Source organism: Embleya sp. AB8 (genome assembly GCF_049739465.1).
Classification (GTDB): Bacteria; Actinomycetota; Actinomycetes; order Streptomycetales; family Streptomycetaceae; genus Embleya.
In genome coordinates this window covers 184,478-205,003 of record NZ_JBMHHY010000001.1, presented here as the reverse complement: position 1 = coordinate 205,003, position 20,526 = coordinate 184,478, and the positions used below count along the sequence as shown (strand labels likewise).

Annotated in this window: 19 protein-coding genes; 3 read left to right on the top strand and 16 right to left on the bottom strand. The window is 72.5% G+C overall.

Features of this window, described 5'->3' with window-relative positions; all coding sequences use genetic code 11:
- Positions 1–28 precede the first annotated feature (28 nt).
- The 9 genes from ABIA38_RS00890 to rimP all read right to left on the bottom strand — a co-directional run bounded on the left by ABIA38_RS00890 (position 29) and on the right by rimP (position 9,485).
- Complete coding sequence (locus ABIA38_RS00890; RefSeq protein WP_424636380.1) at positions 29–979, bottom strand: bifunctional riboflavin kinase/FAD synthetase; 951 nt, start codon at positions 977–979, stop codon at positions 29–31.
- A gap of 115 nt (positions 980–1,094) precedes the next feature.
- Positions 1,095–1,988, bottom strand: coding sequence for a tRNA pseudouridine(55) synthase TruB (gene truB / locus ABIA38_RS00885; protein ID WP_424636379.1), 894 nt, complete (start codon positions 1,986–1,988; stop codon positions 1,095–1,097).
- The gene (locus ABIA38_RS00880) at positions 1,985–3,115 is read right to left on the bottom strand and encodes a DHH family phosphoesterase (RefSeq protein ID WP_424636378.1); all 1,131 of its coding nucleotides are present in this window, start codon (positions 3,113–3,115) and stop codon (positions 1,985–1,987) included. The genes truB and ABIA38_RS00880 overlap by 4 nt, the downstream gene beginning before the upstream one ends.
- On the bottom strand, positions 3,112–3,603 hold the full coding sequence (gene rbfA, locus ABIA38_RS00875; RefSeq protein WP_424636377.1) for a 30S ribosome-binding factor RbfA: 492 nt from the start codon (positions 3,601–3,603) through the stop codon (positions 3,112–3,114). Before rbfA ends, ABIA38_RS00880 begins: the two co-directional genes overlap by 4 nt.
- Before the next feature lie 124 nt (positions 3,604–3,727).
- Positions 3,728–4,021, bottom strand: a complete 294-nt coding sequence (locus tag ABIA38_RS00870) for a DUF503 domain-containing protein (protein WP_424636376.1) — start codon at positions 4,019–4,021, stop codon at positions 3,728–3,730.
- Positions 4,022–4,243: 222 nt separating this feature from the next.
- Entirely contained in the window at positions 4,244–7,432 is a 3,189-nt protein-coding gene (gene infB / locus ABIA38_RS00865; protein ID WP_424636375.1) for a translation initiation factor IF-2, read from the bottom strand.
- Between the two features lie 98 nt (positions 7,433–7,530).
- Positions 7,531–7,899 carry a YlxR family protein gene (locus ABIA38_RS00860; protein ID WP_424636749.1) on the bottom strand — a complete coding sequence of 123 codons (369 nt, stop codon included), beginning with the start codon at positions 7,897–7,899 and terminating at the stop codon, positions 7,531–7,533.
- A gap of 8 nt (positions 7,900–7,907) precedes the next feature.
- Entirely contained in the window at positions 7,908–8,930 is a 1,023-nt protein-coding gene (gene nusA / locus ABIA38_RS00855) for a transcription termination factor NusA (protein ID WP_424636374.1), read from the bottom strand.
- 3 nt (positions 8,931–8,933) lie between these two features.
- Entirely contained in the window at positions 8,934–9,485 is a 552-nt protein-coding gene (gene rimP / locus ABIA38_RS00850; protein ID WP_424636373.1) for a ribosome maturation factor RimP, read from the bottom strand.
- A 222-nt stretch (positions 9,486–9,707) separates the two neighbouring features.
- Here rimP and ABIA38_RS00845 point away from each other — a divergent pair, with 222 nt between their 5' ends.
- The 3 genes from ABIA38_RS00845 to ABIA38_RS00835 are packed head-to-tail and all read left to right on the top strand — an operon-like array spanning position 9,708 to position 11,574.
- Positions 9,708–10,178, top strand: a complete 471-nt coding sequence (locus ABIA38_RS00845) for a hypothetical protein (protein ID WP_424636372.1) — start codon at positions 9,708–9,710, stop codon at positions 10,176–10,178.
- Positions 10,175–10,660: a ferritin-like domain-containing protein gene (locus ABIA38_RS00840; RefSeq protein ID WP_424636371.1), complete on the top strand. Its 486-nt coding sequence runs from the start codon at positions 10,175–10,177 to the stop codon at positions 10,658–10,660. The genes ABIA38_RS00845 and ABIA38_RS00840 overlap by 4 nt, the downstream gene beginning before the upstream one ends.
- Positions 10,657–11,574, top strand: coding sequence for an aminoglycoside phosphotransferase family protein (locus ABIA38_RS00835; RefSeq protein WP_424636370.1), 918 nt, complete (start codon positions 10,657–10,659; stop codon positions 11,572–11,574). The genes ABIA38_RS00840 and ABIA38_RS00835 overlap by 4 nt, the downstream gene beginning before the upstream one ends.
- A 339-nt stretch (positions 11,575–11,913) precedes the next feature.
- On the opposite strand, the gene ABIA38_RS00830 is transcribed toward ABIA38_RS00835, so the two are convergent.
- From ABIA38_RS00830 to dxr, 7 genes are all read right to left on the bottom strand, one after another.
- On the bottom strand, positions 11,914–12,441 hold the full coding sequence (locus ABIA38_RS00830; protein WP_424636369.1) for a GNAT family N-acetyltransferase: 528 nt from the start codon (positions 12,439–12,441) through the stop codon (positions 11,914–11,916).
- Positions 12,442–12,478: 37 nt separating this feature from the next.
- Positions 12,479–13,336 carry a GNAT family N-acetyltransferase gene (locus tag ABIA38_RS00825; protein ID WP_424636368.1) on the bottom strand — a complete coding sequence of 286 codons (858 nt, stop codon included), beginning with the start codon at positions 13,334–13,336 and terminating at the stop codon, positions 12,479–12,481.
- A 113-nt stretch (positions 13,337–13,449) separates the two neighbouring features.
- Positions 13,450–14,943: an alpha/beta hydrolase gene (locus ABIA38_RS00820; RefSeq protein WP_424636367.1), complete on the bottom strand. Its 1,494-nt coding sequence runs from the start codon at positions 14,941–14,943 to the stop codon at positions 13,450–13,452.
- Positions 14,940–16,385, bottom strand: a complete 1,446-nt coding sequence (locus ABIA38_RS00815) for an alpha/beta hydrolase (protein ID WP_424636366.1) — start codon at positions 16,383–16,385, stop codon at positions 14,940–14,942. The genes ABIA38_RS00820 and ABIA38_RS00815 overlap by 4 nt, the downstream gene beginning before the upstream one ends.
- A gap of 171 nt (positions 16,386–16,556) precedes the next feature.
- Positions 16,557–17,714 (bottom strand): flavodoxin-dependent (E)-4-hydroxy-3-methylbut-2-enyl-diphosphate synthase, encoded by a 1,158-nt coding sequence (gene ispG, locus ABIA38_RS00810; protein WP_424636365.1) that lies wholly within the window; start codon positions 17,712–17,714, stop codon positions 16,557–16,559.
- Positions 17,715–17,865: 151 nt separating this feature from the next.
- The gene (locus ABIA38_RS00805) at positions 17,866–19,155 is read right to left on the bottom strand and encodes a M50 family metallopeptidase (RefSeq protein ID WP_424636748.1); all 1,290 of its coding nucleotides are present in this window, start codon (positions 19,153–19,155) and stop codon (positions 17,866–17,868) included.
- Between the two features lie 8 nt (positions 19,156–19,163).
- Positions 19,164–20,426: a 1-deoxy-D-xylulose-5-phosphate reductoisomerase gene (dxr, locus tag ABIA38_RS00800; RefSeq protein WP_424636364.1), complete on the bottom strand. Its 1,263-nt coding sequence runs from the start codon at positions 20,424–20,426 to the stop codon at positions 19,164–19,166.
- Positions 20,427–20,526 lie beyond the last annotated feature (100 nt).

Genomic DNA, 20,526 nt, shown 5'->3' with positions numbered 1-20,526 from the left:
CAGTTCCGTCCAAAAAAACTCGGCAGCGTCAGCCCCTGGCCTCGGCCTCCGCCGCGTCGATCAGCTCCCGAGCCCGCTTCACATCACGCGCCATCTGGTCGAGCAGACCGTCGATCGAGTCGAACCGCTCGGTCCCGCGCAGGTATTCCAGGAAGTCCACCGCGACGTGCATCCCGTACAGATCCAGATCCGTGCGGTCAAGGGCGTATGCCTCGACCCGCCGCTCGGTGCCGTCGAAGGTCGGGTTGGTCCCGATCGAGATCGCCGCCGGCAGCCGCTCGCCCTCGATCACCAGCCAACCCGCGTACACCCCGTCGGCCGGAACCGCCGTGTACGGGAGCACCTCCAGATTGGCCGTCGGATAGCCGAGTTCGCGCCCGCGCTGATCGCCGCGCACCACCACGCCCTCGACCCGGTGCGGCCGGCCGAGCAGTTCGGCCGCGCCCGCGACCGCGCCCTCGGCGACCCGGGCCCGGACCACCGTGGACGAGAAGGTCACCTCGCCGGAGACGAACAGCTCCGGCTCGACGACGGTGAAGTCGTTCGCCACGCCCAACTCCTCCAAGAGCGCGACGTTGCCCGTCGCCTTGTGGCCGAATCGGAAATTGCGCCCCTCGACCACGACGGCCGCGCGCAGCGTGTCCACCAGGACCTGCCGAACGAAGTCCGCCGCGCTCTGTCGGGAGAATTCCAGCGTGAACGGCAGGACCAGGACCGCGTCCACGCCCAGTTCCGCCATCAGCTGCGCGCGCCGATGGTGCGGCGTGAGCAGGGGCGGATGGCTGCCCGGGCGGACCACCTCGCTGGGGTGCGGGTCGAACGTGACCACGACCACCGGCAGACCACGCTCGCGACCGAGCTCGACCGCCCGGCCGATCGTCCGCTGGTGCCCGCGGTGCACACCGTCATAGGACCCGATCGTGACGACGGAGCGTCCCCAATCGCTGGGGACGTCCTCCAAGCCCCGCCAACGCTGCACCGTAACCGCTCCTCGTTCTTCGTGACGTGTCGCGGGTCCAGCCTCCCACGTACGGGCGCTCCCTCGACCGCGACCCCGCCGTGGCGACGATCACCCCCGCGTGCCGCGCCCGGGCTCAGCCCACGAACACCGCGAGCGGTCGGGCCACACCCTGCCGGTTCTCCACCAGGGCCAGGAAGGTCCCGTCCGGGCCGAACACGCCCACCGGCCCCTCGCTGTCGTCGGCCGGCAGCCGGCCGCCGTGCGAGACCGCGCGGGCCTGGTCCTCGGTGACCTCGCGGCGCGGGAAGGCCGCCTCGGCCGCCTCGGCGATCGGCAGCACGCCGAAGGACTCCTCCAGTTGTTCGAGCGTGTGCGCCCGATCCAGCGCGTACGGCCCCACCCGGGTGCGCCGCAGCGCGGTCAGGTGACCGCCGACGCCGAGCCCGGCGCCCAGGTCCCGGGCCAGCGCGCGGATGTAGGTGCCGGACGAACAGGTCACCCGTACGTCCAGGTCGATCAGCTCGCCCGCGCGCCGCGTGGCGAGTACCTCGAACGTGGAGACGGTGACCGGGCGGGCGGCCAGCTCGAACTCCTCGCCGGCGCGCACGCGCGAGTAGGAGCGCTTGCCGTCGATCTTGATCGCCGACACCTTCGAGGGCACCTGCAGGATCGGCCCGGTCAGCTCGGCGACGCCCGCCGCGATGGCCGCGTCGGTCACCTGCCCGGCCGGCCCGCTCTCGGTGATCTCGCCCTCGGCGTCGTCGGTGACGGTGCGCTGCCCGAGGCGGATGGTCCCCTCGTACTCCTTCTCGGTGAGCGCGAGATGACCCAGCAGACGGGTGGCCTTCTCGATGCCGATCACCAGCACGCCGGTGGCCATCGGGTCCAGCGTGCCGGCGTGGCCCACCCGGCGGGTGCCCGCGATCCGGCGCAGCCGGCCGACCACGTCGTGCGAGGTGAGTCCGGCCGGCTTGTCCACGATGACCAGGCCGTCGGGCGGTGGGGGTCCTGCGTTGCGGCGCTTCACGCGTCGTCTCCCGGGGTTGCGTGCGCCGGAGCGACCGGCAGTAGTGCGTCGGCGAGGAGGTCCCGGAATCGGGCCACCACCTCGGCCGGTGGATCGTATGCGGTGAATCCGGCCGCGAAGGCGTGTCCGCCGCCGCCGAAGGCCGCACAGACGCGACCCAGGTCCACCGCGCCCTTGGAACGCGCGGAGGCGCGCAGCGCGCCGTCGTCGTCCTCCTTGAGCACCAGCGCGACCTCGGCCTCGCCGCTCTTGCGGACCACGTCGATCACGCCCTCGATCTCGTCCAGGCGGATCCCGTGCGCGGCCCGCTCGGCGCGGGTGACCACGGTGGACACCAGCCCCAGGCCGCCCGCCGCGTCGGCGTCGAGCCGGGCCCCGGCCAGCGCCCCGGCGAGCACCTTGAGGTAGCCGAACCGGCAGGTGTCCCAGATCGCCCGCTGGATCAGATCGTGGCGTATCCCGGTGGCCATCAGCCGGGCCGCGAAGGTGTGCGTCTCGGGGGTGGTCCCCACGTACTTGAACGAACCGGTGTCGGTGACCAGGCCGGTGTACAGCGCGGTGGCGATGTCGGCGGTCAGCGTCGCGCCGAGCCGGGTGATCAGCTCGTCGGCGAGCACCGCGGTCGCCGGCGCCAGTACGTCGATCAGGTGGTGTGTGCCGAAGCGCGTGTTGGAGGCGTGGTGGTCGACCACCAGCAGGGTCCGGGCCGCCCTGGCCCTAGCCTCGAGCAGGCCCAGCCGAGCGGCGCCGGCCGCGTCGAAGACGGCCACCAGTTCCGGCTCCTCGGGCACCTCGGTGTGCGCCACGAGCAGTTCCTGGCCGGGCAGGAACTCCAGCGAGGACGGCACCACCAGGGGGTCGTCGCCGTAGGAGACCCGGACCGTGCGGCCCAGTTCGCGCAGCGCCAACCCGACGGCGAGCGCCGAACCGAGCGCGTCGCCGTCGGGGCTGACGTGCGCCAGCAAGGTGATGTCCTCGGCCGCGAGGAGCAGGCGCACCGCCTCGTCCCAGTCGGCCGCACCCGGCGCGGTCGGCGACCCTGCCCGCGCGTCGCGGCCGGCACCGGCCCGCGCGCGCACTCCCGCGGCCGGGTCGGGCTCCCGGTCCGCCGCCACGCCTGGTGTCAAGGTCGGCCGCCCTCCTGTGTGTCCGCCCCGGTCTCCGCCTCCGGCTCGTCGTCGGAGTCGTCGGAGGCCGCGGCCGGGGTCCGATAGGGGTCCGCGTCACCGGCGTAGCCGGCGCCCGCGGCGGTTGAGCGTACCGCCGCATCGGCCTGCTGCGCCCGGGCGAGGAGATCGTCGATGAGTTTGGCGTTGTCCGGAAGGGCGTCGGCGATGAACGTCAGCGACGGCGTGTGTCGCACGCCGGTCTGGCGGCCCACCTCACTGCGGAGCACGCCCTTGGCGCTCTCCAGCGCGGCGGCGGTCGCCGCGCGCTCGGTCTCGTCGCCGTAGACCGTGTAGAACACGGTCGCCTCACGGAGGTCACCGGTCACTCGTGCGGCGGTGATCGTCACGAACCCCAGACGCGGGTCCTTGATCCGGCGCTCCAAGGTCTCCGCGACCACAACCTGGATACGGTCCGCGAGTTTGCGCGCCCGCGCGGTGTCGGCCACTGATCCTCCTGCGATTGCTCGGCATTTCGGCGGGATCCCCCGTGCCCGGGAGCACCGGACGCGGGAGCCGCTCTCGTTCTTGATGTTTCCTCGGCTGCGCGACGGGTCGCCGTTCGGCACCCGGTCAGTCGTCGTCCCCGTACACCCTGCGGCGTGTGGAGAGCAGTTCCAACTCGGGCCGGCCGGCGACCAGCCGTTCACAGCTGTCCAATACCTCGGCGCACCGCTCGACGGTCGCGGAGACCACCGCGATGCCGATCACGCTGCGCCGATGCAAATCCTGATGCTCCACCTCGGCGGCGGCAACGGCATTCTTGCGCTGAAGGTCCGCCAGGATGGGGCGGATCAACGATCGTTTTTCCTTCAACGAGTGCACATCGCCGAACAGCACATCGAGGCTGATGGTTCCCACAAACATAGGCGACGGGCCTGGCCGGCCCGGGAGGCCTCGGGTCGGGGCCACCGGGGCCGCCGACGAAAAGAGCCGGGCTCACACGTCGCGGCCCGGATACCACTGGTCCCACCGAAAATCCGAACAGTTTCCACCAACTGCGAGACGGCGGATCCGCCCGGTGTGCACCGGGCGGATCCGTCGCGTCATCTCGCGATTCGAGCGGTTCGAACCGTTCGACCCATCGGGTCAGCCTCGCGGCTTCTCCCGCATCTCGAACGTCTCGATGATGTCCTCGACCTTGATGTCGTTGAACGAACCGAGGTTGATACCGCACTCGAAGCCCTCGCGGACCTCGGTGACATCGTCCTTCTCCCGACGCAGGCCCTCGACGTTGAGGTTGTCGGCGACGACCGACCCCTGCCGGATGATCCGCGCCTTGGTGTTGCGCTTGATCGTCCCGCCGGTGACCATGCAGCCCGCGATGTTGCCGAGCTTGGAGGAGCGGAACACCGCGCGGATCTGCGCCGTGCCCAGCTGGACCTCTTCGAACTCGGGCTTGAGCATGCCCTTGAGCGCGGCTTCGATCTCCTCGATGGCCTGGTAGATCACCGAGTAGAAGCGAATGTCGACGCCCTCGCGGTCCGCCATCGTCCGCGCGCGACCCTCGGGCCGCACGTTGAAGCCGATGATGATCGCGTCCGAGGCCATCGCCAGGTTGACGTTGGACTCGGTGATCGCACCGACACCGCGGTCGATGATCCGCAGCTCGACCTCGTCGCCGACGTCCAGGTTGAGCAGCGCGTCCTCCAACGCCTCCACCGAACCGGAGCCGTCGCCCTTGAGGATGAGGTTGAGCTGCTGCATCTCGCCGGCCTTGAGGGCCAGGTCGAGGTCCTCGAGCGAGATCCGCTTCGAGCGACGGGCCAGCAGCGCGTTGCGCTCCCGAGCCGCCCGCTTCTCGGCGATCTGGCGCGCGGTGCGCTCCTCCTCGACCACGAGGAAGTTGTCACCGGCACCCGGGACCGCGGTCAGACCCAGCACCATGACCGGACGGGACGGCGCGGCCTCGGTGAGGTTGTTGCCGTTCTCGTCGATCATCGCGCGGACCCGGCCGTACGCCTCGCCGACCACGATCGCGTCGCCGATGCGCAGCGTGCCGCGCTGGACCAGGACGGTCGCGACGGGGCCGCGGCCCTTGTCGAGGTGACCCTCGATCGCGATGCCCTGGGCCTCCTGGTGCGGGTTGGCGGTGAGTTCCAGCGCCGCGTCCGCGGTCAGGACGACCGCCTCGAGCAGCTCGTCGATGCCCAGGCCCTGCTTCGCCGAGATGTCGACGAACATGGTGTCGCCGCCGTACTCCTCGGCCACGAGCCCGTATTCGGTGAGCTGGCCGCGGACCTTGGTCGGGTCCGCGCCTTCCTTGTCGATCTTGTTGACCGCGACCACGATCGGCACACCGGCCGCCTGCGCGTGGTTGAGCGCCTCGATCGTCTGCGGCTTCACGCCGTCGTCCGCCGCGACCACGAGGATCGCGATGTCCGTCGACTTGGCACCGCGGGCACGCATGGCGGTGAACGCCTCGTGACCGGGGGTGTCGATCAGGGTGATCTTGCGGTCGATGTCGTTGACCGTGGTCGCGACCTGGTAGGCACCGATGTGCTGGGTGATGCCACCGGCCTCGCCCGCGATCACGTTCGTCTTGCGGATCGCGTCCAGCAGGCGGGTCTTGCCGTGGTCGACGTGACCCATGACGGTGACCACCGGCGGACGGGCCTCGAGGTCGTCCTCGTCGCCCTCGTCCTCGCCCCATTCGAGGTCGAAGGACTCGAGCAGCTCGCGGTCCTCCTCCTCGGGGGAGACGATCTGGATCACGAAGTCGAGCTCGCCGGCCAGGATCTGCAGTTCCGCGTCACTGACCGACTGGGTCGAGGTGAGCAGCGAGCCCAGGTTGAACATGATCTGGACCAGTGCCGCGGGGTTCGCGTTGATCTTCTCCGCGAAGTCGGTGAGCGAGGCACCGCGCGACAGCCGGACGACGCGCCCGTTGCCGCGAGGAGCCATCACGCCACCGGCGGACGGAGCCTGCATGTTGTCGAACTCTTGACGACGCTGACGCTTCGACTTGCGCGCGCGGCCCGGACGCCCACCGGGACGACCGAACGCGCCCTGCGTGCCGCCGCGACCACCGGGGCCGCCACGACCGCCGCCGCCGGGACGACCGGCGAAGCCGCCGCCGCCACCGGGACGACCCGGAGCGCCGCCGCCACCGCCACCGGGACGGGGACCGCCGAAGCCGCCACCGCCACCGCCGGGACGACCGCCACCGCCGCCGCCGGCACCCGCCGGACGACCGCCGCCGCCACCGGGACCGCCGGGACGACCGGGCGCACCGCCGGGACGACCGGGACCACCCGGGCCACGGGCGGGCGCCGGACGGTTGGGCATCATGCCCGGGTTGGGACGCGGGCCACCGGGGCCTGCGCTACCGCCCGGACGGGGGCCTGCGGGGCCACCCGAACCGCCGGGACGCGGGCCACCGGCCGACGGACCCTGCGGACGCGGCGGCATGCCGCCGGGGGTGGGACGACCGGCGCCGCCGGCGGCCTGGGGCCGCGGCATGCCGGTGCTGCCCGAGGTGAACGGGTTGTTGCCCGGACGCGGGCCGGCCGGACGCTGGCCACCCGGACGGGGGGCACCACCCTGACCGGGACCACCGGGACGTGCGCCGCCACCGGCGGGAGCACCACCGGTACGCGGACCGGACGGACGCTCGCCCCGCTCGGGACGGTCGCCGCGCTCGGGACGACCACCGGGGCCGCCCTGACCGGCACCGGCCGGACGCGGACCCGGACGGCTGCCCGCCGAGGGACCGCCGGAGGCCGCCGCCGGACGGTCCGCACGCGGACCGCGCTCGGCCGGACCGCGGTCGCCCTGGCCACGCTCGGCCGGACCACGATCGCCGGGACGCGCCGCCGGGCGCGGACCGGGCGCCGGCGCGCCGGCCGGGCGCGGGCCCGACTGCGCGGCGGGACGCTCCGCCTGACGCGGGGCGGCCGGAGCCGCCTCCGCGGCCGGCACGGCCGGCACCACGGGCGGGGCGGTGCTGCCCTGGGGGGCCGGGCGCGGCGCCGGGCGCGGGCCCGGAGTCGGCGCACCCGCCGGGCGCGGGCCCGGAGCGGGGGCGGGACGCGCGGTGGCGCCCTGCGTGTTGTTGGGGGTGGCACCCTGCGGCGCGCCGGTGGGCGCGGGACGCTGGGGCCGGCGGGCGGGCCCGCCTTCCGTCTTGAGTGCTTCCGTCAGTTTGCGAACAACCGGCGCCTCGATCGTCGAGGACGCCGAACGAACGAACTCACCGAGTTCTTGGAGCTTGGCCATGACGACCTTGCTCTCGACTCCGAACTCCTTGGCGAGTTCGTATACCCGGACCTTTGCCACGTCGCTCCTTCTGGTCCGGGGTTGGTCGTCCGCCGGACCGTCACTACCGCATGTCTGTACTCATCGCGTACTCATCGAGTGCTCATCGCAATCTCGACCTACTTCCGACTCGCGAGGTACTGCTTCGCTGGACCTGTCCGACCGACCTCTGACAACCCATCACCGCTCAAAAAAGCACGCAGTGGTGCCGAGTCCAGCGGCCCCGGCACGCGCAAAGCCCGAACGAACGCCTTGCGACGCTCCGCCTGGGCCAGGCACTCCGGATCGGGATGCAGATGCGCTCCCCGCCCGGGCATTCGGCCGCGGGGGTCGGGGACACAACTGCCCCCCACCGCCACGACCCGCAATAGGTCGGCCTTGGCCGCACGTTGCCGACAACCCACGCAGGTCCGGCACGGAGAAGCGGCGATTTCCCGCTTTTCCGACCTTGTACGAGGGCATGCTCGGGCACGCCTGCGACCAGACATGTTCAAGTCTACCGCTCCTCACCGCGACCCGGTTCGGCCGACCGTCCCCGGTCCTCCGATTCACCGGTCTCGGTGTCCGGCCGGATGTCGATGCGCCATCCGGTCAATCGCGCGGCAAGTCGGGCATTCTGCCCCTCCTTGCCGATCGCCAGCGAGAGCTGGTAGTCGGGCACCGTCACCCGGGCGGAGCGCGCGGCCAGGTCCACGACCTCGACCTTGCTCACCCGCGCCGGCGACAGCGCGTTGGCCACCATCCGCGCGGGGTCGTCCGACCAGTCGACGATGTCGATCTTCTCGCCGTTCAACTCGGCCATCACGGCCCGCACGCGCGCGCCCATCGGCCCGATGCACGCGCCCTTGGGGTTGAGCCCGGCGCGCGTGGAGTAGACGGCGATCTTGGAGCGGTGGCCGGCCTCGCGGGCGATCGCGGCGATCTCGACGCTGCCGTCGGCGATCTCCGGGACCTCCAGCGCGAACAGCTTCCGCACCAGGTTGGGGTGGGTGCGCGAGAGCGTGATGGACGGCCCCTTGGGCCCACGCCGCACCTGTACGACATAGCAGCGCAGCCGCATCCCGTGCGCGTACTTCTCGCCCGGTACCTGCTCCTGGGGCGGCAGGATCGCCTCGATCCGGCCCAGGTCCACCAGGACGTTGCGGTTGTCCTTGCCCTGCTGGACCACACCGGCGACGATCTCGCCCTCACGGCCGGCGAACTCGCCGAACGTGATCTCCTCCTCGGCATCGCGCAGCCGCTGGAGAATCACCTGCTTGGCGGTGGTCGCCGCGATCCGCCCGAAATCGTCCGGGGTGTCGTCGAACTCGCGAACGCGCTGTCCGGCCTCGTCGGTCTCGGTCGCCCACACGGTGACGTGCCCGGTGGACCGGTCCAGCTCCACGCGCGCCTTGGGCAGGCTGCCCTCGGTGCGGTGGTATGCGATCAACAGGGCCGATTCGATGGCCTCGACCAGGAGGTCGAACCTGATCTCTTTCTCGCGCTCGAGCCCGCGCAGGGCGCTCATGTCGATGTCCACGTCCTACGCCTCCTCGTCCATGGTGTCGTCGTTCTCGTCGTCGGTGTCGGGCTCGACACCGGTGTCCTCGTGGTCCGCGCCCGCCGTCGGGTCGGCGCTCTTGCGGTTGAACTCGACCTGCACCACCGCCGTGGCCACCGTGTCGTAGGCCAGCCGCAGCGGCTTGCCGTCCACGTCCAGATCCACGCCCTCGGCGTCGCTCGCGCCGATCCGGCCGGTCACCGAGGTGCCGTCGTGCAGTTGCACCAGCACCAGCCGATCGGCGGCGCGGCGCCAGTGCCGCTCGTGGGTGAGCGGGCGGTCCACACCGGGGGTGGTGACTTCCAGCAGATAGGGCAGGCCGCCCAGTACGTCGCTCGGGTCCAACACGTCCGAGACGGCCCGGCTGACCTCGGCGACCTTGTCCAGGTCGACGCCGTCGTCGGCGGCCACCATCACGCGCAACACCCGCCGCTTGCCCGCGGGGGTCAGGGAGAGATCCTCGAGATCCACGCCCACCGTCGATACCACTGGCTCCAGCATGTCCCGCAGCCGGTCCAACGTGGTGGTGCTCATCCGGGTGACTCCTCGGCTGCGTGTGCTGTTGTCTCAGGTGCGTCGACCGCCGGGGCGGGTCGGGGAAGGACAACAGTATCCGGTCCGGAGCCCATCTCGCGCACGTCCGCCCGGCGTACGCCGGATGTCCGGCCGAGGTCCGCACGCCCGCATATGCGATAGCGTCCGACACGGCCAGAGGCCGGCAACGGACATCACGGACGAGGTTCAGGAGCGGGACGCATGCGCGACGCGGGGCCGACGCGACGGGCCGTCCTCGGCGCCGTGGCCGTGGCGACGATCGGCGCCGCGGTCGCCGGTTGCGACGACGGCGGGGGCTCGGACCAGGGGCGGCGCAAGGCGGACGACGCGGCCCGCGAACGGGCCTACGCGGCGACCGGGGCGTTGTTGGCGCGCTATGACGCGGTCGCCGCACGGCACCCGCAACTGGCCGAGCGGATCCGGCCGTTGGGGGTCGAACTGCGCCAACACCTGACCGCGTTCGCCGGGGGCGCGACGCACCCCGCGCCGCCCCCGGGCAGCGCGCCGGAGGACCCGGCCGCCGCGGCCGGCACGATCGCCGACTGGGCGCAGCAGGCCTCGGACGAACGACTGACCGGGTTGCCGCTGCTCTCCCCCGACCTGGCCCGCCGACTGGCCGCCACGGCGGCGTGTCTGGCCGGTCACGCCCAACTGTTTCGGAGCACATCGTGAGCACGTCCCGGCCGACCCCGTCCGGGCCGGCCACCCCCGAGGTCAAGGCTTTGCGCGACGCGTTGGACGCGGAGCACGCGGCCGTCTACGGCTACGGCGTCGCGGGCGGGCGGCTGACCGGGGCGGCGCGTACCCAGGCGCGCACCGCGCTGGACACACATCGGGCCCGGCGCGATGCGATCGGCCGGTTGATCGCCGATCGGGGCGCGATCGCGCCCGCGGCGGCGCCCGCGTACACGATTCCGTTCCCGGTGGACACGCCGGCCGACGCGACGCGGCTCGCGGTGTTCCTGGAGGAGGGCGTCGCGCTGCACCTGGGCGCGTTGGTGGCCGCCGCCGGGGCGCCGCTGCGCGAGGACGCGGCGAACTGGCTGCGCGAGAGCGCGGTGTGGGCGGTGCGCTGGCGGGGCGCCAGCACGCCGTTCCCGGGGCTGCCCGAGGCGGGCGCCTCGGGGACACCGACGGCGGGGGGCCGTACGTGAGCGATCGGGTCGAGGTACCGGAGCGATTGACCCGGACCGCACAGCGCTGGTGCGGCGAGGAGCCCGCGCGCCGGTGGCTGGCCGGGCTGCCGGACGCGGTCGGCGAGTATGTCCGGCGGTGGGAGCTGACCGTGGAGCGGCCGATCATTCCCGGCGGCGCGCTGAGCCTGACCTTCCTGGTGCGGCGCGCGGACGGGACACCGGCCACGCTCAAGCTGGGCTGGATCGACCGCTACACAGCGCACGAGGCGACCGCCCTCGACCTGTGGCGGGGCGCCGGGGCGGTGCGGCTGCTCGACGCGGATCCCGAGCACGGCGCGCTGTTGTTGGAGCGGCTGCATCCGGACGTCTCGCTGCGTTCGTTGGCCGAGGACCGGGCGATGCTGGAGGCCGCCGAGGTGGTCCGCCGGTTGTGGGTGCCGCCGCCCGCCGACTGCCCGATCGAGCCGGTCGCCCAGCGCGCCGAACACTGGGGCGAATCGATCCCGCGCCGGTACGCCGAGCTGGCCGGTCCGTGTGCCGAGTCGCTGGTGGACGAGGCGGTCGCGCTGTGCCGCGAGTTGGCCGCGTCACAGCCGGAGGTGGTGGTCCTGCACACCGACTGCCACCACGGCAACGTGTTGGCCGGCGACCGGGCCAAGTGGCTGGCCATCGACCCGAGGCCGATGCTCGGCGAACGGGCCTTCGACCTGGGCCCGTTGGTCCGCGACCGGATGGCCACGGTGGTGGCCGAAACCCGCCCCCAGGCGCTGATCCGCCGCCGGGTCACGTGGCTGGCCGAGGCCCTCGACCTGGACCCGGAACGAGTGCGCGGCTGGGCCCTGATCCAATCCCTGTCCCTGGGCCTGTGGTGCCTGTCCGTCGACGACCCATCCGGCCCGGACCTGCTGTCCGTTGCCGAATGGCTGACCTGAACCCCCACGCGGACCGGCCGCGCCCACCCCTGCCGCCCGCCGACGGGCACCCCGAGCGGCACGGACCCGCCGCCCGTGGGGAAGCCGATCCTCCCGAACCCGGCCGCCCGCCGATCGTCGGCATCGAGCCGATGCACGGCCGCCGATGGGCAACCGGCGGAAGTGGACCCGCGTCCCTCGCGGAGCGGCCGTCGCGCACCCCACCCACCAATCCCCCACCCGCGCACACACTCCGTCGGCACTCGGCCGGACCCCCGCCCGTGGGCGCCCCGACCTACGCCGTCCCGGGTCCGGCGCCGAGCACCGTCCCGAGCCCCCGGCCGGCCGGCCGCCCGTCGCTCAGGCGAACGGCAGGACGGCGCCCATCACCGTGTACGGGCGGTCGTTGCCGGGGAACAGGACCGGGTGGGCCAGGTCGACGAAGCCCAGGCCGCGGTAGAGGCGGCGGGCCGGGGTCTGTTCGTCGAGGGCGGACAGCAGGATGTGCGCCCGGTCCTGGCCCTGGCACAGCAGCCTGATCAGCGTGCGGCCGATCCCGTGCCCCTGCCAGCGCGGCAGCACATGCAGTTCGCCGACCACGAACGACGCGTCGAGCCAGGCCCGATGGCCCGCCCGGGCCAGGTGCGGCTCGATCACCAGGCTCCACCACTGGTCGGTCAGGTTCGGATAGCCGTAGCCGAAGCCGACCAGCCGACCACCGCCGTCGAACGCGCCCAGCGACCGCACCCCGGCGAAGGTCGCGTGCCGGCGCATTATCCGCTGCCGGACCGCGATCTCGTCGTCGGCGAGGCCGAACGCATACGCCTGGACCTCGACCGCCTCGTCCGCGTACTCGGCGAGATCGACGACCCGGCACGTCCACTCCATCAGCACACGCACTCCATCGGGGTGTCCTCGTCGCCCATCAGAACAGCACGCTCATGAACGCGCCGGTCTCGGCGAACCCGACCCGCCGATAGGCCGCCCGCGCGGGATTGTTGTAGCTGTTCACGTAAAGGCTGGCCACCGGCGCCACCTCGGTCAACGCGTGCCGCAACACCGCCGCCATGCCGATCTCGGACAACCCCTCGCCGCGCCGCTCCGGCGCCACCCACACGCCCTGGATCTGACAGGCATGCCGAGTGACCGCGCCGATCTCCGCCTTGAACACCACCTTGCCGTCCTCGATCCGGGCGAACGCGCGCCCGCCCGCGATCAGTTCGGCCACCCTCGCGCGGTAGAGCGTGCCGCCGTCGCCGATCAGCGGCGAGATGCCCACCTCCTCGGTGAACATCGCCACACACGCGGGCATCACCAGATCCAGTTCGTCCGGCCGCACCCGGCGCACCAGCGGATCCGCCGGCACCTCGCGGGCCGGCTCGGTGGCCACCATCAGCGGCTGGACCGGCCGGATGTCGCGGGCCGGCCCCCACACCGGCTCCAGCAGACGCCACAGATCGGCCGCCGCCTCGGCCGGGCCGACGATCGACGAGCAGCGCCGACCCTGGCGCCGGGCCCGCTCGGCGAAGGAACGTATCGCGTCGGGGCCGGCCTCGACCGGGACCAGGTTGGCGCCCGCGTAGCACAGCGACGTGAGCAGGCCGTCCCGGTAATAGCCCCACAGCTCGCCGCCCAGTCGCCACGGATCGACGCCGGCGAGGCGGACCCGGGACGCGACGAAGACGTTGGTGACCGGATCGCGGTCGAGCAGCGCCTGGACGGCGGACAGGTCGGTCCCGTCCAGGACTTTGGTGGAAACCGAGCTCAGCACGTGCCTCACCATGCCATCAGGCGGACCTTGGGGAAATGCCAGTTATCGCGGCACCACCCTATGCAGGTCCAAGCCTCGCGCGCCGCCCGGGAGCCGACCGGTTCGCCGGGCGGGCCGCGGCCGGCTCACCGCCCCGGGCGCATCACCTGCTCGCGGCGCGGATCCGGGTTCGCCGGCGGGCGGGCCGCGCACTCCGTGTCGGTCGCCGGCAGGGTGCCGTCGACCAGGTACGCGGTGCCCGAATCGTCCACACACGGCCCGTCGACCAGGTAGTGCCCGTGGTTCCCGTTGCCGCGCACCGTCAGCAGCCGCGAGGACGGCAGCGCGGCATGCATCCGCAGTGCCCCGTCGTAGGGCGTGGCCGGGTCGCCGACCGACTGCATCAGCAGCACGCCGGGCAGCCCGGCGCCGTCGATCCGGGTCGGCGGCGCGGTGTTGGTCTGCAGGTACAGACACGCGCCGGGCGAGGCGATCGCCGCGCCGAGCGCGCCGTAGCGCAGCCGCAGGTCGATCATGTCCCGCTCGAAGACGGCCTCGTCGGCCGGGAACGGCGCGTCCGCGCAGGAGACGGTCTGGAACACCGACTCGAAGTTGACCTCCTCGGCGGTCGCCACCCGCCGGGCCTTGAGCAGCGCGGCCGGATCGCCCGACACATAGTCGGCGAGCGCGCGGGACAGGGTCGGCCAGTCCCGCTCGGTGTAGAGCTTGCCGATCGTGTACTGATCCAACTCGACGCCGCCGAACACCCCGCCCGCCGGAGTCGCGGCGAGTGCGGCGCGCGCCCGGTCCCAGGTCGCCAGCACCTGCGCCGCGGTGCCGCCCAGGTGGTAGCGCTCGGCGCGGTCCGCCGCCCAGCCCGCCCAGTCGAGTTGCCGTGCGTGGAAGGCGCGGGCCTGTAGGAAGCCGGTCCCGTACCAGACCCGGGTCGGGTCGACCACGCTGTCCAGGAGCATCCGGTGCACCCGATGCGGGAAGAGTTGGCCGTAGACCGCGGCCAGGTAGGTGCCGTACGAGTAGCCCAGGATGCTCAGTCGATCCGCGCCGAACGCGGCCCGGACCAGGTCGAGGTCGCGCGCGATGTCGCGGGTGGTCAGGTGGGGCAACAATTCGGCGGCGGACGCCCGGCAGCCGTCGGCGAACGCGCGGGTCGCGGCCAGGTGCGCGGCCCGACTGCCGGGCCGGGCCGGATCGGGCTTGGGCCCGCGGCCGAAGGTCTCCGGGTCGGTGCACACCACGCGCGTACTGGTGCCGCGCCCGCGCAGGTCGAAGCCGATCACGTCGTAGGCCCGGCGCACCCGCTCGGGCAGGCCGCCGGCAAGGGCCGCCATCGAGCCGACCGAAGAGGCGCCGGGGCCGCCGAAGTTGACCATCAGCAGGCCCTGGTACTCGGCCCTGGTCCCGGTCGCGGCGACCTTCGAGACGCCGACCCGAATCCGCGGGCCCGCCGGGCGGGCGTGGTCGAGCGGCGCGTCGATCGTGCCGCACCGCTCCCCCGGCGCGGTGCCCTTCGGACAGGTGCCCCAGCCGATCGCCTCGGTGCCCGCGCGGGCGGGGGCGGCGGCGGTGAGCACGGCGGCGGTCAACACCCCGGCCAGCAGGACACGGACGGTGCGGGTCACGTTGCCTCGCAGGTGGTGTCGCGGCCCGCCGGAAGCGTGCCGTCGGTCAGGTAGGCCGCTGCGGCGGTCAGCACGCAGGCGTTGGGCTGGAAGGCGAGGATCCCGTGGTCACCCTCGCCGAGCACGCTGATCAGGTGTGACGAGGGCAGCGCACGATGCAGCGCGTGCGCGCCGGCGGGCGGGGTCGCGGGATCGCGGGTGCCCTGGATCAGCAGTACGGGCGGCAGCTCGTGTCCGTCGATCCGGACCGGTGCCCGGGCCGGCACCGGCCAGAACGCGCAGGGCGCGTTGAGCCACGTGTTGGTCCAGGTGGTCAGCGGGGCGATCCGGTCCGTCGCCCGGGTGTCGCGGTCCCAGACCGACCAGTCGCGCGGCCACGGCCCGTCGTGGCATTCGATCGCGGTGTAGATCGCCGCCCCGTTGGCGTCGCGCGCGGTCGGCGGCGCGAACAACGCGACCAGCGGGTCCTGATCGTGCCGGTCGTAGGCGCGCAGCGCGTCGGCGAGGCGCGGCCAGCCCGAGGAGCTGTAGAGCGCCCGGGTGGCGATGTCGGACAACTCGGCCGGTCCCACCCGACCTCCGGCGGGATGCGCCCGGACGCCGGCGAGCGCGCGGGTGAAGACCTCGTCCAGGTCCGCGCCCGAGGCCGCGACGAAGTCCCGCCAGCGGCCCTGGAAGGCGATGTCCTGGCGCAGGTTGGACCCGTACCAGACCTGCTCCGGGCTCGGGTCGACGATGCTGTCCAGGATCATCCGGTCGACCCGCTCGGGGAACAACTGCCCGTAGACCGCGCCCAGATAGGTGCCGTACGACCAGCCGATGAAGGAGATCCGGGTTTCGCCGAGCGCGGCGCGCACCAGGTCGAGGTCGCGCGCGTTCTCCAACGTGCCCAGGTGCGGCAGCAGTTCGCCGGCCCGCTCGGCGCAGCCCTGCGCGTAACCGCGGGCACGTTCGACCAGGCGTTGTTCGTCCTGCGGCGTGGCGGGCACCGGGTCCGGCCTGGGCGCCCGGTCGAAGCTCGGGTCGACGCACGAGATGGGATCGCTGTGGTGGTTGCCGCGCGGGTCGACGCCGACGATGTCGTATTGCCGGCGCACCTGTTCCGGCAGCGCCCGGTGGACCTGGTCGGCCAGCCACATCCCACCGCCGCCCGGGCCGCCCGGGTTGACCACGATCGTGCCGCGCCGGGGCCCGGTCGCCCGCGCGAGCGACAGGCCCAGCGTGGTGGTGGGCCCGTCGGGGCGGGCCTGGTCGACCGGCACGGCCAGCGTCCCGCAGCGCAGTCCGGGGGCGGCCACGTCGGCGGGGCAGGCACCCCATCCGATGCCCGGCGACACCCGGGCCGGCGGCCGATCGCCCGGATCAGGGCCGGTCGTGGGTCCCGCTGCGGTGCCCAAGATCACGCCGATGACGGCCAGTGCGGTCCCCACGATGCGTCCCACGTGCGGCGCCCCTCCCCCGGGGGCGATGCCCCGATCATGTGTCTCGATGATCGGGGCGGATCACCCGGGGTGGGGGCGCATCAACACATTGTCACCCGCGTGGGCGAGTGGATTGATCCGGTCGGCCGCCGACCGGGCCCGAGCCGAGCCGGGGAAAGGCTCGGGAGATGTTCAGGAGACGTCGACGATCGGCTCGCCGCTGAGCACGCCGTCCGCCTGCATCTGCTCGGCCAGTTTGAGGGCTTCCTCGATCAGCGTCTCGACGATCTTCGACTCGGGCACGGTCTTGATCACCTCGCCCTTGACGAAGATCTGGCCCTTGCCGTTGCCGGACGCCACGCCCAGGTCCGCCTCGCGGGCCTCGCCGGGACCGTTGACGACGCAGCCCATCACCGCCACCCGCAGCGGCACCGTGAGCCCGTCCAGGCCCGCGGTGACCTGCTCGGCCAGCTTGTACACGTCCACCTGGGCCCGGCCGCAGGACGGGCAGGAGACGATCTCCAGGCCGCGCTGCCGCAGCCCCAGCGACTCCAGGATCTGGTTGCCGACCTTGATCTCCTCGACCGGCGGGGCGGAGAGCGAGACCCGGATGGTGTCGCCGATGCCCTGCGAAAGCAGCGCGCCGAACGCGACCGAGGACTTGATCGTGCCCTGGAACGAAGGGCCGGCCTCGGTGACGCCCAGGTGCAGCGGGTAGTCGCAGCGCTCGGCGAGCAGCCGGTACGCCTCGATCATCACGACGGGGTCGTTGTGCTTGACCGAGATCTTGATGTCCCGGAAGTCGTGCTCCTCGAACAGCGAGCACTCCCACAGCGCGGACTCCACCAGCGCCTCGGGGGTGGCCTTGCCGTGCTTGGCGAGCAGTCGCTTGTCCAGCGAGCCGGCGTTGACGCCGATCCGGATCGGGGTGCCGGCGGCGGAGGCGGCCTTGGCGATCTCGGCGATCTTGTCGTCGAACTGCTTGATGTTGCCCGGGTTGACCCGGACCGCGGCGCAGCCCGCGTCGATCGCGGCGAAGACGTACTTCGGCTGGAAGTGGATGTCCGCGATCACCGGGATCTGCGACTTGCGCGCGATCGCGGGCAGCGCGTCGGCGTCGTCCTGGGAGGGCACCGCGACCCGGACGATCTGACAGCCGGAGGCGGTCAGCTCGGCGATCTGCTGAAGCGTGGCGTTGACGTCGGAGGTCAGGGTGGTGGTCATGGACTGCACCGACACCGGGGCGTCTCCGCCGACGGCCACGTTGCCGACCATGATCTGCCGTGACTTGCGGCGCGGCGTGAGGAGCCGGGCAGGTACGGACGGCATTCCGAGCTGGATCGCGGTCATGTTCGCTTGAGTCCCGTGGGTTCGGCGGGTAGGTCGCCCTCAAAGTTACGCCACCACCCACCGGTGCGGACGCGCCCGTACCCTCGTGCCGACCCACCTGTTGCCCGATCGACACAAGGCGGGTCGGCACGGCACGTCGTCGGGCGCGGTGTCAGCTGATCTTGACCGGGTTGAACAGGTCGGCGATCAGCACCAGGACGGTGAAGGCGATGAAGATCGTGGCCACCACGTAGGCGACCGGCATCAGCCGGGCCACGTCGAACGGACCCGGGTCCGGCCGCTTGCGCAGGTTCGCGAACATCCGGCGCAGCGACTCCCACCACGCGCCGACCACGTGCCCGCCGTCCAGCGGGAGCAGCGGGAGCATGTTGAACAGGAACAGCGACAGGTTGAAGCCGGCGATGATGAAGACCATCAGGCCCACCCGCTGCGACGCGGGCACGTCGAGCGCGGCGACCTCGCCACCGACCCGGGCCGCGCCGACCACGCCGACCGGGGAGTCCTGGTCGCGCTTGTCGCCCTGGAAGGCGGCGCCCCACAGCGCGGGCACCTTCTGCGGGATGCGCAGCAGACTGTGGAACGCGTTGTCGACCATGTCGGTCATGTAGCCGACCGACTGGGACGCGCTCTGCCGCTCGATGCCGCGCGCGGGCGAGATGCCGAGGAAGCCGGTCTCCACGTATTCGCCCTTGATCGGCACGTGGTTGGCGTCCAGCTTGGCCACCTGGTTGCGGGCCAGCACCGCGTTGAGGGGGAGTTCCCGGCCCGCCCGCTCGACCACGAGCGCGACCTGGCCCGACGACTTGCGGATCAGGTCCTGGAGCTTGTCGTAGTCGTGCACCGCGGTGCCGTTGAAGGACACGATCTTGTCGCCCGGCAGCAGGCCCGCCGCCTTGCCCGGGGCGGCCGGGTTGTCCGGCCCGCACTTGTCGGTCTTGGCGTCGGCCCGGACCACACACTCGGACACCGAGGAGACGGTCGTGGTGGTCTGGCTGATCCCGAAGCCCATCAGGAACACCGCGAACAGCACGATCGCCAGGATCAGGTTCATGAACGGCCCGGCCAGCATGATGATGGTCCGCTGCCAGGGCTTGCGCTGGTAGAACAGCCGGTTCTCGTCGCCCGGCCCGACCTCCTCGTAGGAGGCCTCCCGGGCGTCCTCGATCATGCTGCGCCAGGGCGAGGTGCTGCGCGCCTGGATCCGGCCGTCCGCGTCCGGCGGGAACATCCCGATCAGTCGGCAGTAGCCGCCGGCGGGCACGGCCTTGATGCCGTATTCGGTCTCACCGATCTTCTTCGACCACAACGTCTTGCCGAAGCCGACCATGTACTGCGGCACCCGGACGCCGAACATCTTGCCCGTGATCAGGTGGCCCGCCTCGTGCCAGGCGATGGAGAACAGCAGGCCCACGACAAAGACGACGATGCCGAGGATCGTCATGAACAGGGTCAACGGGGTTCTCCTCCGTGGGCGATGATCTCGCGTGCCCGTCGGCGCGCCCAGTCCTCCGCGTCGAGGACGTCCTCCAGGGTCAGCCGGTTGCCGTCCCCACGTACATCATGTTCGCTCACGACGGCGGCGACCGTGTCGGTGATGCCGTTGAACTTCAGGTGTCCCGCGATGAACGCGTCGACACACTCCTCGTTGGCCGCGTTGAACACGGCCGGCGCGGTGCCGCCGGCGCGGCCCGCGGCACACGCGAGCCCGACCGCGGGGAACGCTTCGTGGTCCAGCGGGAAGAACTCCCACGTGGCCGCCTTGGTCCAGTCGCAGCCGGCCGCCACGTTCGGCACCCGGTCCGGCCAGGACAGGCCGAGCGCGATCGGCAGCCGCATGTCCGGCGGCGAGGCCTGGGCCAGGGTCGAGCCGTCGACGAACTCGACCATCGAGTGCACGATCGACTGCGGGTGCACCACCACGTCGATCCGGTCGAAGGGGATGTCGTAGAGCAGGTGTGCCTCGATCACCTCCAGGCCCTTGTTGACCAGGGTCGCCGAGTTGATCGTGATCACCGGGCCCATGTCCCAGGTGGGGTGGGCCGCAGCCTCCTTGGGCGTGACGTCGACCAGGTCGGCGCGGCGGCGGCCGCGGAACGGGCCGCCGCTGGCGGTCACCACCAGGCGCTTGACCTGATCGGCCCGGCCGCCGCGCAGCGCCTGGATCAGCGCGGAGTGCTCGGAGTCGACCGGGACGATCTGGCCGGGTTCGGCGATCGCCTTGACCAGCGGGCCGCCGACGATCAGCGACTCCTTGTTGGCCAGCGCGAGGGTGCGACCGGCGGTGAGCGCGGCGAGGGTGGGGGCCAGGCCGATCGAGCCGGTGATGCCGTTGAGCACCACGTCGCACGGGTACGCGGCCAGCTCGGTGGCCGCGGTGGGGCCGGCCAGGATGCGCGGCAGCTTGTACTCCCCCTTGGCATAGCCGCGTCGCTGCGCCTCGGCGTAGAAGGCCAGTTGCAGGTCCTGCGCGACGGAGGCCCTGGCCACCGCGACCGTCTCGACGGCCAGTTCGAGCGCCTGCCGGGCGAGTTCGTCGACCCGGCCGCCGCCGGCGGACAGGCCGACGATCTTGAACAGCTCGGGGTGGGCGCGCACCACGTCGACGGTCTGGGTGCCGATCGACCCGGTGGAGCCGAGCAGGATGATGTCCCGCCGGGTGGTCGACTGGTCGGGGGCGGCGAACGGCGCGTACGGATCGGCCAGGGAGTCCATCCCTCCATTGTGGCCCGCGCCGACCACGCCCCGAGCCCGGGTCGACCGATCGCCCGCGGTATCTCGCCGCGGATCCGGGCGGGCCGGCGGCCGGGCCGGC